Origin of the sequence: Roseovarius sp. SK2 (assembly GCF_028807495.1) — a bacterium.
In the GTDB taxonomy this organism is placed as follows: Bacteria; Pseudomonadota; Alphaproteobacteria; order Rhodobacterales; family Rhodobacteraceae; genus Roseovarius; species Roseovarius confluentis.
This window is the reverse complement of record NZ_JARAMK010000016.1, coordinates 1-14,121: the sequence shown is the minus strand read 5'-3', so window position 1 is coordinate 14,121 and position 14,121 is coordinate 1. Positions and strand designations below refer to the sequence as shown.

General features: G+C 63.6%; 15 protein-coding genes. 5 read left to right on the top strand and 10 right to left on the bottom strand.

Features of this window, described 5'->3' with window-relative positions; all coding sequences use genetic code 11:
• Position 1 precedes the first annotated feature (1 nt).
• Both PVV74_RS21470 and PVV74_RS21465 read right to left on the bottom strand, forming a co-directional pair.
• Positions 2–727 carry a CDP-alcohol phosphatidyltransferase family protein gene (locus PVV74_RS21470; protein ID WP_245890586.1) on the bottom strand — a complete coding sequence of 242 codons (726 nt, stop codon included), beginning with the start codon at positions 725–727 and terminating at the stop codon, positions 2–4.
• Between the two features lie 79 nt (positions 728–806).
• Positions 807–1,550 (bottom strand): endonuclease/exonuclease/phosphatase family protein, encoded by a 744-nt coding sequence (locus tag PVV74_RS21465; protein WP_274594595.1) that lies wholly within the window; start codon positions 1,548–1,550, stop codon positions 807–809.
• A gap of 83 nt (positions 1,551–1,633) precedes the next feature.
• Between PVV74_RS21465 and PVV74_RS21460 the strand changes: the two genes are divergently transcribed.
• Complete coding sequence (locus PVV74_RS21460; RefSeq protein WP_274594594.1) at positions 1,634–2,230, top strand: YceI family protein; 597 nt, start codon at positions 1,634–1,636, stop codon at positions 2,228–2,230.
• Positions 2,231–2,312: 82 nt separating this feature from the next.
• Here the strand turns inward: PVV74_RS21460 and PVV74_RS21455 are convergent, their stop codons facing one another.
• From PVV74_RS21455 to PVV74_RS21430, 6 genes are all read right to left on the bottom strand, one after another.
• A complete protein-coding gene (locus tag PVV74_RS21455) occupies positions 2,313–3,179 on the bottom strand; it encodes a sulfotransferase domain-containing protein (RefSeq protein WP_274594593.1) in 867 nt (288 codons plus the stop codon).
• Positions 3,172–4,005 carry a sulfotransferase domain-containing protein gene (locus PVV74_RS21450; protein ID WP_103765033.1) on the bottom strand — a complete coding sequence of 278 codons (834 nt, stop codon included), beginning with the start codon at positions 4,003–4,005 and terminating at the stop codon, positions 3,172–3,174. Before PVV74_RS21450 ends, PVV74_RS21455 begins: the two co-directional genes overlap by 8 nt.
• A gap of 104 nt (positions 4,006–4,109) precedes the next feature.
• On the bottom strand, positions 4,110–5,210 hold the full coding sequence (locus PVV74_RS21445) for a porin (RefSeq protein ID WP_274594592.1): 1,101 nt from the start codon (positions 5,208–5,210) through the stop codon (positions 4,110–4,112).
• Between the two features lie 471 nt (positions 5,211–5,681).
• A complete protein-coding gene (locus PVV74_RS21440) occupies positions 5,682–6,068 on the bottom strand; it encodes a carboxymuconolactone decarboxylase family protein (RefSeq protein ID WP_274594591.1) in 387 nt (128 codons plus the stop codon).
• 15 nt (positions 6,069–6,083) lie between these two features.
• Positions 6,084–6,929 (bottom strand): ADP-ribosylglycohydrolase family protein, encoded by an 846-nt coding sequence (locus tag PVV74_RS21435; protein WP_274594590.1) that lies wholly within the window; start codon positions 6,927–6,929, stop codon positions 6,084–6,086.
• Entirely contained in the window at positions 6,926–8,146 is a 1,221-nt protein-coding gene (locus PVV74_RS21430) for a Coenzyme F420 hydrogenase/dehydrogenase, beta subunit C-terminal domain (protein WP_274594589.1), read from the bottom strand. Before PVV74_RS21430 ends, PVV74_RS21435 begins: the two co-directional genes overlap by 4 nt.
• A 96-nt stretch (positions 8,147–8,242) precedes the next feature.
• Here PVV74_RS21430 and PVV74_RS21425 point away from each other — a divergent pair, with 96 nt between their 5' ends.
• The 4 genes from PVV74_RS21425 to PVV74_RS21410 all read left to right on the top strand — a co-directional run bounded on the left by PVV74_RS21425 (position 8,243) and on the right by PVV74_RS21410 (position 11,594).
• The gene (locus PVV74_RS21425; RefSeq protein ID WP_274594588.1) at positions 8,243–8,527 is read left to right on the top strand and encodes a cupin domain-containing protein; all 285 of its coding nucleotides are present in this window, start codon (positions 8,243–8,245) and stop codon (positions 8,525–8,527) included.
• 358 nt (positions 8,528–8,885) lie between these two features.
• The gene (locus PVV74_RS21420; RefSeq protein ID WP_274594587.1) at positions 8,886–10,322 is read left to right on the top strand and encodes an ammonium transporter; all 1,437 of its coding nucleotides are present in this window, start codon (positions 8,886–8,888) and stop codon (positions 10,320–10,322) included.
• 13 nt (positions 10,323–10,335) lie between these two features.
• Positions 10,336–10,566, top strand: a complete 231-nt coding sequence (locus PVV74_RS21415) for a hypothetical protein (protein WP_274594586.1) — start codon at positions 10,336–10,338, stop codon at positions 10,564–10,566.
• Between the two features lie 125 nt (positions 10,567–10,691).
• On the top strand, positions 10,692–11,594 hold the full coding sequence (locus tag PVV74_RS21410; protein WP_274594585.1) for a DMT family transporter: 903 nt from the start codon (positions 10,692–10,694) through the stop codon (positions 11,592–11,594).
• A gap of 24 nt (positions 11,595–11,618) precedes the next feature.
• Here the strand turns inward: PVV74_RS21410 and PVV74_RS21405 are convergent, their stop codons facing one another.
• Both PVV74_RS21405 and PVV74_RS21400 read right to left on the bottom strand, forming a co-directional pair.
• On the bottom strand, positions 11,619–11,954 hold the full coding sequence (locus PVV74_RS21405; protein WP_274594584.1) for a hypothetical protein: 336 nt from the start codon (positions 11,952–11,954) through the stop codon (positions 11,619–11,621).
• 131 nt (positions 11,955–12,085) lie between these two features.
• Positions 12,086–13,402 (bottom strand): NAD(P)/FAD-dependent oxidoreductase, encoded by a 1,317-nt coding sequence (locus PVV74_RS21400; RefSeq protein ID WP_274594583.1) that lies wholly within the window; start codon positions 13,400–13,402, stop codon positions 12,086–12,088.
• Positions 13,403–14,121: the final 719 nt, after the last annotated feature.

Sequence of the window (14,121 nt, the reverse complement as noted above, 5' to 3'; positions counted from 1 at the left end):
ATCATCGACTGTGCCGCACCAGCCATGCCGTGTCGACGCCGAACGACAGCACCAGCAGCGCCGATGCCAGTCCCGCGACCCATGGCGCAAGCGCCACCGGGAAGAGCGGGCAGGCCAATGCGATCAGCGTGCCGATCTGCACGACGCAAATCGTCTTGCGGCGCATCGACTCGGGCAACTCCCGGCGCAGCGCGGGCCACATCAGTCCGGCCAGTACGAACGCATAACGCATGAACCCCAGCACCAGGATCTCCGCCCCCGTCCTGCCCGTCAGCAGCAGCCACATTGCAAGCACCGCGCCCAGCGCCGCGTCCACTTCCATGTCGAACCGCGCCCCGAAGTCGGATTTCAGCTGCGACCGCCGCGCCAGCCAGCCGTCCACCCCGTCCAGCGACAGAATGGTCAATCCGACCCAGAACACCAGCCACGGCGACACGGCCCCGGCATCGAACAACGCCCCGGCCAACAACGACAGCAGCGCGGCACGCCCCAGCGTGACGGTGTTGCACAGGCCGAACACCGCGTGCGGATAGCTGCGCCAAACCCCCGGCACCACCAGCGCCACGGAGAGCCCGAACATCGCCATCGCCCAGCCCGGTGACGGCAGCACCGCTGCGCCGAACGCAGCCAGCGCAAGCGCAAGCACTGCCGCGATTACAACGACCTCCGCCATCGGCGGTCGCGCCGACGGCATCGCGGTTCGTTTCTGCTGGGTTATGTCGACCATTTAGTATCCTTGCGCGTTCCGCACTAGATAGAACGCACGGAACCGGCGACCAGATCACAAATCGTTCAACGCCGGAGGTTTAGCCCTGCCGCGGCAGACGCACGTCACCGCGTACCGGCAGGTGATCGGACGCCGCACGTACCGGGCCCGTGTCGACCACCTCGATATCCGACAGCGCCCCCGCCCTGTCCGTCAGGATCCGGTCCAGCGGCAACAATGGCCGGGTCGAGGGAAAGCTGCGCCGCGCCGGACCATGAAAGCGCCGCCCCAGAAGCCGCGCGTTGAACATCAGCCCGCCCCAGGGCCGCCATTCGTTGAAATCGCCCAGCAGGATCGTCTGCATCTCGGGCCTGCGGCGCAGGTATTGGCCGATTATGCGCATCTGCACCACCCGCAACGGCTGCGACAGCGACAGGTGCATCGACATGATCCGCACCGGCACCGCTTCCGCGCGCGCCTCAACCACCACCGCGCCGCGATGACAATGCCCCGGCAGGTCGATGACGTCGCGAAACCCGACCTCCAGACGGGGGTTCAGGAACAGGATCGTCCCGAGGAACCCGTCGCTCTGCGCGCCCCAGCGCAGTTCGGGCCGCTCATGCTGCCAGATCAGACCGGTATCGGCTGAAATTCCCGCCACATCCAGGATACGCCCGTGCGGGCGGCACTCCGCGTCCGCCTCCTGCAACGCGAGCACATCCAGCCCCCCGGGCGCCAGCGCCGACGCGATGGCCGCACGCACCCGGCCGGGATCGACACGCCCATCGGTGCCCTTCGCACGGTGCACATTCCAGCTGGCACAGCGCAGGCGCGGGCCGCTCATCGGTATTTCCATCTTGCTGGGCTCACCTGTTGCGTTACCTTTGCGTGATAGCCTTTCATATTCTTTCAATGACAGGAGACCTCATGCGACTTCAATTCCCGACTTGCGCTTTGGCCGCGATCACGCTCGCCGCCGTTCCGGTCACCGCCCAAGCGGAAATGGCCCGGTACGAGCTCGATGCCAGCCACACTACCGTCTTTTTCACCGTCGACCATGTCGGCTATGCCAAAACCCTGGGCATCTTTCCCGGCGTCGAGGGCAGCTTCGACTACGACAGCGAAACCCGGGAACTGGGCGAGGTCAGCGTCACCATCGCCTCCACCAGTGTCGACACCTTTCACGAAGGCCGTAATGAGCATGTCCGCAAGGCGGATTTCCTCGACGTCTCCAACCACCCCGAGATCACCTTCACCGCAAATGGCGGCACCGCCACCTCCGACACCGAAGGCACCGTCGAGGGCGAATTGACGATCCTGGGCGAAACCCGCCCGGTGACGTTGAATGTCACGCTCAACAAGGCCGCCGAGTATCCGTTCGGCCACGAGCGTTTCGTATTGGGCCTGTCGATGCAGACCAGCATCCAGCGCAGCGAATTCGGCATGACCTACGGGGTCGAGAACGGGTTGGTGGGCGATACGGTCGACATAATGATCGAGACCGAAGCGATGCGGATGGACTGACCCGGCGGGCGGACCAAAGGCCGCGAGCGCGAAATTTCGTTATCTGACATGGCGTTGCCACCCGCTCCTGATGCGGGCGGCGTCAGGCCGAGGCGGCGAATTGAGCTGTTTCGTCCATCATCTCGGGATACCAGCGTTCCAGCACCGGCGCGAAAGCCTCGCGGATACGGCCCACCTGCGCCGGCGTCAAATCGTCCTTCCACCCGCCGGCCTTGCCCTTGGCGAAGAAGCTTTTCATGCCCTCGGGCCGCTCCGTGAAACCGTGCTTTTCTTCCTGTTTCTTCATCGCCTCGAAACTGGTGGCCTTGATCGCCTTGGCCAACTTCGGCCGGTCCGGCTTGACGCTCAGGAAATCCAGCAGCCGCTCCATGCTCTTGGCAGGCTTGTCCAGCAGGTCTTCGTACCGGATCAAATGCCGCGGCATTCCCGGCACCGTGGCCCACCGGTTTACGTGATCGTCCCAGCGCCCCAGCGCATCCAGAATGCCGCTTTCGGTGCCCATCACGTTGTCCGGGTCGCACATCTTGGCAATCGCCTCGTCCAGCGAAACGGAGGTATGCCGGGCAAAGGACGGCGCCACGTCGAACGGATTGCGCATGATGTAAAGCGCTCCCGCCGTGACCTCTGGCGGAATCAGGTCCACCGGGCCCACCCGGATCGGCGTGCAATGGGTCTTGACGAAATGCTTGCCCGGCTTGGCCCCCGCGATCATGTGCAGCGCCTTGGTGCGCACCTTCAGCCAATCGTCCACGCTCTTGCCTCGGAACGGCGCTCCGTTGGCGGCGTCAAAGAAATCCTGCCGAATATCGGCAGTGGTGAACTGGCGCAAGTTATTGATATCAGGCGCCATTCCCGGCGGCATGAAATAATGCGCCAAAAGGCTGCGCAGCCACGTATTGCCCGATTTCGGAAACGAGGCCAGCCAGATGATCCGTCTCAGGTCAGACACTGTAATACCCGTATTTCTTCATCATCCGCTTATGGTCCCGCCGGACCTTCGCGACCAAAGCGGGATCCAGGTCATCTTTCCACTGCCCTGCCTGACCCTTGGCAAAAAACCGTTCGGAATGAGGCGACTTTTCCTGGAATCCCGATTTGTCTTCCTGCTTTTTCAGCTCATCAAAACTGGCAAAGCGGATCGCCCGGTCCAGCCTCTCGGGCACAATCGGCACCCCCATGAACTCCAGCGTCTTGGCGAAATGCGTCTGCGGGTCGTCCAGCAGGTCCTCGTAGCGCAGTGCCAATACCGGAAAGGCCCCGCCCTGGGTCCAATCCTTGACGTGATCGCTCCAATTGCCCAGGAACTGCCAGGTGGTTGTCGCATCGGCCTGGTTGGCACTGTCCGCTCGACCAATGAACTCAACGGTTTGCTCATGTGTCATGCCGTAATGGCGCGCGTAGGACAAAACCATATCCAAAGGATTGCGCAGAATGTAGATCGCCTGCCTGGTATAGCGCGCCGGGATAAGCTCAACACCAAACGCCTGGTTCCGACAGTTGTGCGTTTTGACGAAATTCACATCCGCATTATTCGCCACGATCCCCTGGAGGACCCGATCACGCACGCGCAGCGTTGCTTCGGGATCGGTAATGTCAATCTTTCGGCCTGCCGCCGCCATGTATCGATTCGGCTTGGAATCCCCAAATCCAAAACGCTGGATCTGGTTGATTTCCAACGGTTTCTTCGCATCGGAAAGATAGTTGGCCAGGAAAATCCGCATCCACGTATTTCCGGATTTCGGGTAAGAGGCCAGCCAGACAATACTTCGTTTCATGTCCATCCTTCGAGGCACATCAAAAAGGGAACGGTTTCCCGTTCCCTAAAAGAAAACGGCGGGAGAGTACACTCCCCCGCCGTTCAAAGTCGTTCAAGCTAAGCTTAGAAGCTCAGGTTGATCGCGGTGCCGATCGCGGTACCGTCGATGTCGCCACCAACTGCGTCTTGGGTTTGACCCTGAAGCAGGTAGGTGGTCCAGCTGACGCCCGGTCCCAGGTCCCGGTTGGCGGCGAGTTTGTAGTACTCGTATTCGCCGTCGGGATTGCCTGCGCCGTTGTCGACTTCACCGATGTAGGCTTCGAGGCCAAAGGTCCAGGGACCAGCGGCATCGTATGCCACACCAACGCTGTAACCTTCTTGGTCACCAACGCCGCCTGCAATACCGTTGTCGTTTTCAGCGTAGGATGCACCGAAGGTGAAGCCGCTGAAGCCGACTTGGAAGCCGACACCCCAGGTTTCGGGATCCGAAACGCCTGCAATGTTGCTGTCGCCGGTACCCCAACGGGCGGCCACAGTGATGTCGGTGGTGCCGAAGGACTGGCTGTAGTTCACACCAAGGTCGAAGATGTCGGTAACGGCAGTACCACCAGCAGCGCGGTTAGCGAGGATGCCCGCAACGTTGCCGGTTGTGCCCGGAGCGTACGAAATACCTGCAGTGAAGCCGCTGAAGCTCGGCGTGTAGTAGGTGATCCGTGCGATGTCGTTGTTGCCTGCAACCTCAGTGTAGGAGGACAGAGCAGCCTGACGGAACGCGCCGGGTGCGCCGGCACCGGTCACGAACGGGATGAAGGCCGAAGCGGACGGCGAGTTGATCGCCATGGAGCCGACTTGCGGTGCGCCAACCATCATCTTGTAACCGGCCGAGTTTTCGTAACCGGCGTCGATGCGGCCAAACGTGTCGCTCGAGATCGACATGTACGATTCGTCGATTTGTGCGTTGCCCGAGTTCAGGGCTTCGAGCTGGACGTTCACGCCGAAGGTCATGCCGTTGTCCAGCGTGATGTTCGGGGTGAAGATGATTTCAGCGTTCGTGAACATCTGAACGCCGTCGAGGTCAATACCAGCACCAAGGCCGCTGACTTCAGTGTAAGCCACGTGCTGTTGGAAGAAACCACCCCAATCCAGGTTCCAGTCCTGGGCCGAGGCAGGGGCAGCAGCGACGCCGAGGGCGATTGCGCTGGTGCAGAGAAGTTGCTTTTTCAAGGTTATCCCTCCTTAAAGCAGGAAAGTTACAAGTTCCACCGCCCCCGATCCAGGACACGGCTTGGGAGGATGAATGCTGTAAATGCCCCCTCACTGTCAACGAACCGCCCCCCTTGCGCCGTGTTGTTGGACGCTCTGTGACGTATTTCACACACAGACCTCCCACGGGCCGGGGCAATCGCGCTGAAAAACGGAAAATCCCCCGGTTTTTAAGGGGTTTCCTACAACCGCAGGCTGCGGTTTGCAGCGGGCGCACGGGCCCTGCCAGCACCTTCAGGCGACTCGCGTCGCGACGCGCAATGCGAGTCGTCGCGGGCCCGCGACATTTCCGTCACACTATTTTCAGGCAACCGGCCGTCCCATCCCCCGGCTGGCCCTGAGGGGGCGCGACGGTGACTAACGCCGCGCCATATCCCGACGGCACGTCCGGCACGACGCGCGGCTCCCGCGTTTGGATCGGCGGCTGCCCCGTCAGAGCCCGCGCTCCTCCAGCACCTTGCGCGCGTGACGGAAGCATTCCAGCCCCTGCGGTACCCCGCAGTAAATCGCCACGACGTGCACGATCGCCCGAATCTCTTCTTTCGTGACGCCGTTGTTCAGCGCGCCGCGGCAATGGATCTCGAACTCGTTCATCTTGCCCAGCGCCCCGATCATGCTCAGGTTCATCATGCTGCGCGTCTTGGCGTCGATCACCTCGTCGCCCCAGCCGAATCCCCAGCACCAGGCCGTCATCGCTTCCTGGAACGGGCGGGTGAACTCATCCGCCGCCGCCAGGTTCTTTTCCACGTATTGGGCCCCCAGCGTGGCCTTGCGCTGCTCCAGCCCTTTCAGGAACAGGTCTTCGTCGAACAGGCTCATGAGTTTTCCTCTCTATTAGATGTCGATCGGGCGCAGGGCATAAAGGTCCTCCGCCGCGGTCCTGATCTTGTCATGGTCGTATAGCCGGGCGCGCCATTCTTCGGGAATGCCGCCATATCCGTAAATACGCCCGGCCAGCTGCCCCACCACGGCGCCCACCGTGTCAGCATCCCCGCCCAGGTTCACCCCGGCCAGAATCACGTCGCGAAACGTGTCGCCCTGCGTCAGCGCCCAGAAGGCCGCGTGCAACGTGTGCACCACGTAACCGCTGGCCTCCTCCGGCGGCGCCTCGGGGCGCGGCAAAAGCCCGACATCCCCGGTCACAAGGAACTCCGCCATATTCGCCGCCGCCCGCTGGCAAAGGGGGCTGGCATGGGTCAGCCGGCTTTGCAGCTGCGCCACCGCCATGGCGCTTTCCTTTGATGCGCCATAGGCGATCACAACCGGCGCCAGCCGCATGAGTCCGCCATTGCCGCTATATTCATCCTCAACCGGCCCGGCATAGGGGTTGCCGGTCTGCTGAAACCGGGTCAGCGCGGCGTCGGTCTGGTTGCCGATATCGAAACACACCCGCGTCGACGACAGGTACCCGTTGTCGCGCCAGTTCACGAAGCGCCTCATCGCATCCTCGGCGTCCCAGCCATTGGCCGAGCGCAACATCTGCGCCAGGCACATCGCCATCGAGGTGTCGTCGGTCCACTTGCCGGGCGCCAGGTTGAACGGCCCGCCGCCCACCATGTCCGAGATCGGCTCGAAACTTCCGCGCGCGCGGAACTCCAGCGTGGTGCCCACCGCGTCGCCCACGGCCAGCCCCACCAGCATCCCGATGGCCTCGTCTTCGCTAAAGGGTTTCTGCATCATATTTCGGGAACCTCGTCATCGAACCGGCCAATCCTGGCGCGGCGCAAGGCACCCGCCTCTTCATCCGGGTCCTTGGAATCCAGCGCATCCAGTCTCAGGCCCGCGTGGGTATAAATGGGCCGTCCCGCCGCCGCCAGGCCCCGCAACCGCGCGGCCATCGCCCGCTTGCGGTGCACCTGGTGCGGCTGAAACCCGTCAAAGTCGCGCGGCGCATGATCCGCGCCGCGCACCAGGTCTCCGGCCGCGACGGCGGCATCGAACAGCGCCTGGCCCTCGGGCGAACGCAGGATCACGCCATTGAATCCGGCGTCTTCTCCCTCGGGCTCGGCACCGGGCCAGATATCGGCGGCCGCCACGTCCGCCGCCTCCCCGATCGCGTCGGGGCACAGCTTGCAGCGGCTCTGGATGCGCCAGCCCGCCTCGTCCGCCCACATCTCATTATAGGTCTTCTCGAAATGCCGTCCGTCCCGCGTCTCGATCCGGGTCGGCCCCGGGTTGCCATGCCCGCGATAGCGAAAAAGCGTCAGGTCATCCTCCGCCACGCCCAACTCGTCCAGCACCGCCTGCGACTTGCCCAGGTCCGACGCCCCGCCGCAGACCATGACAAGGACGGCCACCAGCAAGCTGTCCAGCCGCGCATCCGCCTTGGCCCGGGCCCGCACAGCCCCCGCATCGCAGGGCTTGGCGATAATGGCAAAGGGCTCTCCCCGCGCCAGCGCCGCCTCCAGCCCTGCCAGCGTATCTGTCGGGCCATAGCGCGACCCGGCGCGTGCCGCGACCTGCTCGGGCGTCTCGGACATCACCCAGCGCGACCGCATCGGCCGCTCCGGGTCCGCGGCGCAATGCAGGACAAACGCGGCCTTGCCCGTGCGTAAAAGGTGCACGCCCAGCGCCGTCAGCACCCCGCCAGTCGCCGCGCGAAACCGGATGTCCGGGTCCCCGGCCCATGCCTCGCCCATATGCGTATAGCTGCCCCAGACCGGATCTGCCCGGTCACCTCGCGCCTGCGCCTCGGCAACCACGCCGGGACAGGCGGCCAGGATTTCCGCGTCGGCGTCCGGATCCTCGGCGGACACCGGCGCAGGCCGCAAGCGTCCGTGCCGGTTCATAACCATGACCCATCGCGTCGTGGCGAGCGCTTCACACAGACCGCAGCCGATGCACAGGCCGGACTCCACGACCTCGCTCACGCTCTTTGCCTGTCGTGCATCCGTCATCCCGTCTTCCTTTCGCTCGGGGCGTATCATATTGGTGACGGGGCCTGCCGCCACGCGCAAGCCCCCGTGTCCGGCTTCCAGTACAAGGGACGCTCCATGACCATGACCTGCACGGCAACCGTGCTCATCGACGACGCCCGTACCCGTGTCACCCGGTTCGACTTCGCCCCGGATCAGCAGACCGGCTGGCACATCCATGACCACGACTATGTCATCACCGCGATCACCGACTGCCACATGCGCCTTGAGGAGCCCGATGGACAGACGCGCGAGGTGACCGTGCCCGCCGGGACCGCCTATGCCCGCGCACAGGGCGTGGAACACAACGTCATCAACGCCGGCCCCGCCCTGATGAGCTTTGTCGAGGTGGAGCTCAAATGATTATGCAGCGCGCGGGCGCCCGATTCTACGCAAGGCGATGGAATCCGACAAAACTTGACCCAAACACGACACCCGTCGGAGCGTCCGCCGTGCTCCGCTGTCCAGAGCCTTTGCTGCAACCCCGCGACAATTCGGCAGAATTTATTTCTTAGTGGGAATTTTTTATTCACTGAGTTAATTTATTATTGGCAAACAGCCTAACAATTAAGCATTCTGCCCTTATCCGGGCAGTCTCAAGGAAAGCTCCACCCGGACACCGGCCCCGCGCAAGAGCGGCCGGCAAATGAAAATAGGTGCACCCGGTCGGCGCCATCCTCCTGTCGCCTTACGGGTCGCACCACACTGGGAGGACAGTAAATTGGATACCGATATCGGTGCACTGACGGTGATCTTCACCGAGTTCTATTATTGGGTGACCGTGCCACTCATGTTCCTGATCCACGTGGGCTTCTGCATGTACGAGGTCGGCGCCAGCCGCCACAAGAACCACATGCATACCGTTATGAAGAACACCATGCTCATGCCGCTGGTGACCATCACCTTCTTCTTCTTCGGATGGTGGATCTACTTCGCCTTCCCCAACGGTCCCGGCATCACCGGCGGCATCACGCAATCCGACAATGCCGTGCCATGGTCCGAACTGATGGGCACCCATCTGGGCGGCCCCGGACCGGCGCTCGAAAGCGCGCAGGGCTACGGCGCCGAACTGGGCAACGGCTTCTGGAACCGCCTGAACGGTGTGTTCTGGGCGGCCTTCCTGCTGTTCAGCTGGACCGCGGCCTCGATCGTATCGGGCGCCACAATCGAACGCATCCGGCCCACCGCCTTCTGGATTTTGGCCGTGGTCATCGGCTCGGGCACATGGATCATCGACGCGGCCTGGGGCTGGCACCCCGACGGCTGGATGGTCACCCAGCTGGGCTATCACGATGCCTATGCCTCGGGCGTGATCCACGCCATTGCGGGTGGCTTTGCCCTCGGCGTGATCGTCGTGCTGGGACCGCGGATCGGCAAGTTCTCTCCCGACGGAACACCGCGCAACATCAACCCGCACAACAAGTGGCTGGTGACGATCGGGCTCTTCCTGATCTATTGCGGCTTCTGGGGCTTCTACGTGGCCTGCAACGTGCCGATCATCGACCATGGCACGCTGGGCGGTGCCGAAGGCGTGGTGAACTTCACGGCCACGACGATCTATCTCACCCCCACAACCCTGTCGGCCATCGTGTTCAACTTCCTGATGTCGCTGTCGGGCGGCCTGCTGGCAGGCTACGTGGTGTCCAAGGGCGAGGCGTTCTGGACATACTCGGCGGGCCTTGCCGGCGTTATTACCGCTTCCGCGGGCAACGACCTCTACCACCCGATCCAGGCGATGCTGATCGGCGCCGTGGGGGCGGCCTGCGCGTACAAACTTCACTTCTGGGTCGAGCGCCGCTTCAAGATCGACGATCCGGTGGGCGCGGTGGCCGTGCACGGCTATGCGGGCTTCATCGGCCTGGTGATCTGCGGCTTCATGCTCTGGGGCCATCCGGCGACGGCGGCCTATCATGAAACCGTCGCGGTCATCACGCCCTGGGGTCAGTTCGCAGGTGCGATCATCATGTTCGGCGTGCTGGGCTTTCTGCCCGCTTTCATCGTGTCCAAGATCCTGATGGGCATGGGCATGTTGCGCGTCCCGCCCGCGGTCGAACTCGTCGGGCTCGACATGTCCGAGGAGATCGCCGAGGAAATGGACGCCATAGAGGTGTCCGAAGCCGACATCGCCGAGGCCAAGCGCCTTGGCCTGCTGACTTGAGGAGGGTCACGAAATGTCAACGACAGCTATAGAAACCTGGGCAGGCGCCGACCTGTCCCAGATCGGCCCGATCTATCCCATGGTCGGCACCGAGATGATACTCGTGATCGTCGGCCTCCTGTTCTGGTTGGCGTTCCACGTCCTGCAAGCCAGGATCGAACGCCGTGAACTCGACGCCGACGAGGCGGCGGCCCACAGTCAAGAACGCATAGCGCGGGTATTCGAGGACGAGGCGCGGGAGTAAGACCTCTTCCGCGCGCCTTGAACGCCGGTCTTCGGGCCGGCGTTCTTTGTTTCACGCCTCGGGGAATACCGGCCTTGCATCTGCCGCTATGGACACGCCTGCGGCCCTCTGCCACTGATCGCGCCATGACCGTCCAGACCCCCATGCCCGAAGACGTCCAGAACCGCTCGATCGGGCTTGCCGCGGCCCTGGGCCTGCTGGTGATCTGGTCGGGTTTCATCGTTTTTTCCCGCGCGGGCGTGCAGACGGCGCTAACCCCCGGCGACATCACCGCGCTGCGGTTCATGGTGACAGGGGTCCTGTTGGCGCCCTTCGCCTGGGCGTGGTGGCCCCGGCACCTCGGCCCGGTTCCAATCGTGCTGATCGTGCTCTGCGGGTCGGGGGCCCTTTACGCAATGCTGGTCTACATGGGCCTGCGCTACACGTCGGCGGCCTATGCCGGGGTTTTCACCAATGGGGCGCTGCCCTTCTTCACCGTGTTGCTGGTGACCGCCTTCACCGGCACCCTGCCCAACCGCCTGCAAATCGTCAGCCTGGTGATCGTGACCGTGGGCGCCGTGCTGGTCGCAGTCACAGGCCTGCGGTCCACCGGCGAGGGCGCGGCGCTCGGCATCGTGTTCTTCCTGACCGCCGCGGCGATCCAGTCGATCTATATCTTCGGCGTGCGCCGCTGGCGGCTCACCCCGCGACAGGCACTGGTGACGATCAACATTCCGAACGCCTTGGTCTTCCTGCCACTTTGGTATTTCTTCATGCCCTCGGGTTTGGCGCAGGCCGAGACCGGCACGATCCTCTTCCAGGCCGCCTACCAGGGGCTTGGCCCCGGCCTCCTGGCCATGGTGTGCTTTGCGCTGGCAGCCAATCACCTTGGCCCCACGCACACCGCGGGCTTTTCCGCTGCAGTTCCGGCCTCGGCGGCCCTGCTCGCCATTCCTGTCCTGTCGGAAATCCCCGGCCCGCTGGAATGGACCGGCATCGCGCTGGTGACCATCGGCCTCCTGATGCTGGTGCGCGCCCGCGACACCTGAGTCGCGCAGCGCAGCCCCACCGTGTCAGGGACAGCCGAACGGTACGAAGGTGCTCGCCATTCCCTCGTTCATCGTCATCTTCAGAAGCATCTCGGCCAATCGCCATTCCTCGTCGGTCATCGGACAGATTTCGGCCTTTGCGGTACAGCCTTCGTCGATGAAAACCTGGTTCTCGGTCAGGAACTCCATCCGCAGCCCCTCTGACCCTTGCAAGCTGATCGCATCACGCACCGACACTTCGTAAAGGCTGCACTTCCGGGCCGTCCATCCACCGTCTTCTTGGTCCGTGGCCGCCGCCGCTCCTGTGCCGGCCACACCGATCGCGGCGGCCATTACCGTGACCGCACGACCAAGGGGCATCCCTCTGCTTTTCATCGATATTCTGCCCTGCCCACTTTTGCGGAAAGGCTACGCCTCCGGATCGAGTGAGGCTACTAGCGTATAGCTTGTACGGCGGAATCCCGCCGACGCCCAGGGCAGGTGCCGGGTCCCTACCCACGCCGTGCCTGCCATGCCTCCACCCGGTCGACCCAGTGGCGATAAACCACATCCGCCGCCTTCAGGAAATGCGGCTTGTCGAACAGGTGCAGCATATGCCGCGGCAGGTGCGTTTTCGCATAGGCCGTCTCGGACCGCGCGTCGCCTACCGCCAGCCATCCCGCCTTGGCCCCCAGGTAAGGCGCCATCACCGTGCCCGACCCGCTGAAGCCCATGGCGAAACTGATGCCGTCGCGCGCTCCCACATGCGGCATCTGCGCGAAACTGAACCCGGTATAGCCGCTCCAGACATGGCTCAGTTTGGCCTCGGCCAGTTCCGGCCAGACCTCCACCATCGTCTGCCTCTGCCGCTCCGCCGCGACCGCCAGCGGCACGTCCCGCATCGCGGCTCGTCCGCCGAACAGGATTCGCTTGCCGTCCGGCGAAATGCGGAAGTAACTGTGCCGCGCCCGCGTCTCGACCATCATCCGCCGCCCCGGCGCCAGGTGCCCGATCAGGTTCTCCGGCAATTCCTCGGTGGCGATGATGAAACTGGGCAGCGGGAACACCCGCTTCACGTGCCAGCCGAAAGGCCGCGTGGTATAGCCATTGGTCGCCAACACCACCTTGTCGGCCCGGATGCGCCCCTTGGGCGTGCGCGCCACATGCCGGCTGCCGTCGCGCTCCATCGCCTCGACGCGGGCATGGCTGACCACCGGCACCCCGCGCCGCCGCACCGCCTCCAGCATTCCGCGATGATACTTCGCCGGATGCAGCGCGCCATGCTCGGGAAACAGGATACCGCCGTGATAAATCCCGGTGTCGATTTCGCGCCCCAGCCCCTCGCGCTCCAGTAGCTCGACCTTCACCCGGCTCTTGTCACGCACCTTTTCCGCCAGCCGCTTCTGCCCTTCGAAATGCGACGCCGTGTAGGCCAGCTGTACGCGCCCGGTCTGCTGAAAGTCACAGTCGATCTTCTCATGCTTGATGAACTCCCGCGCCCAGTCCAGCGCAGGGGCCGCCTCGGCCAAAAGCGCGTCCGCCACATCAGCTCCGAATGCTGCCGCCATCTTGTCCCAACTTAGCCGCGGATGCGCGCCCACCATCCCGCCATTGCGGCTCGATGCGCCTTCTCCCGGCACGCCCGCCTCGACCATCGCGACCCTGGCACCGCTGTCATGGGAGGCAATCGCCGCCGACAACCCGGTGTAGCCCGCACCGATCACCAGCACGTCGCAATGCTTCGGCAAAGCGTCCTGCGTGGCTTCCGGCGCCACCGCCTCCCACCACCACGGGCGGCCCGGTTCCGCCTCTCCTGTCCACTGGGTCATGATCACGCTCCTGTTGCCGCACACAGATTGCCCGCACGCGGCCTGCGGTCAAGCCTCGTTGCCGACAGCGCGCACCCCATTGCCGAACGCGCCCGAAACCTCGGCGCACGACCTTCAGAAGCAGCAGCCCCGCCATCGGAACCGTGGGACGCGACGGCCGCCCGGCCGTCAGGAACCCATCCTGGCGCTGGCCGCCACCTGCCTTGGCCTGAAACACGCGGTCTTCCGCCCCGCCGCGCCGCAGGGCGCGTGATTCACCCCTCTGTCCGCACTGTTCCGTAGCAGCCCTGACAACATGTCACAGGCCCCCTTTGCGCCCGTCCCGGCCGCTTTCTGCACACACCGGCATACATTCGCCGAGAGTCGCGGAATACTAGAGCGCGGGAATCACTGGGAAATTTTTGCATTGGTAAATAAATTTACTCATTGCCGGATGCGATGGGGAAAGTATTTACAAATAAAAGTCAATGATCCCAACGGCTAAGTGTAAAATTTTACTAAAGGTTTTATAACGCCGCCAATGCGCGAATTGATATATGCCTCGAAGTCGAGGACCATTCCGTGCGGAGGAGGAGACATATGACAAATCAACCGGAAACAGGTGCGTCCACGTACCCGCCCAGTGCCGATTTCGCGGCGAATGCCCATGTCGACGCGGCGAAGTACGACGAGATGTACGCCGCCTCGATCAAGGACCCCGAGGCCTTCTGGGGCGCGCA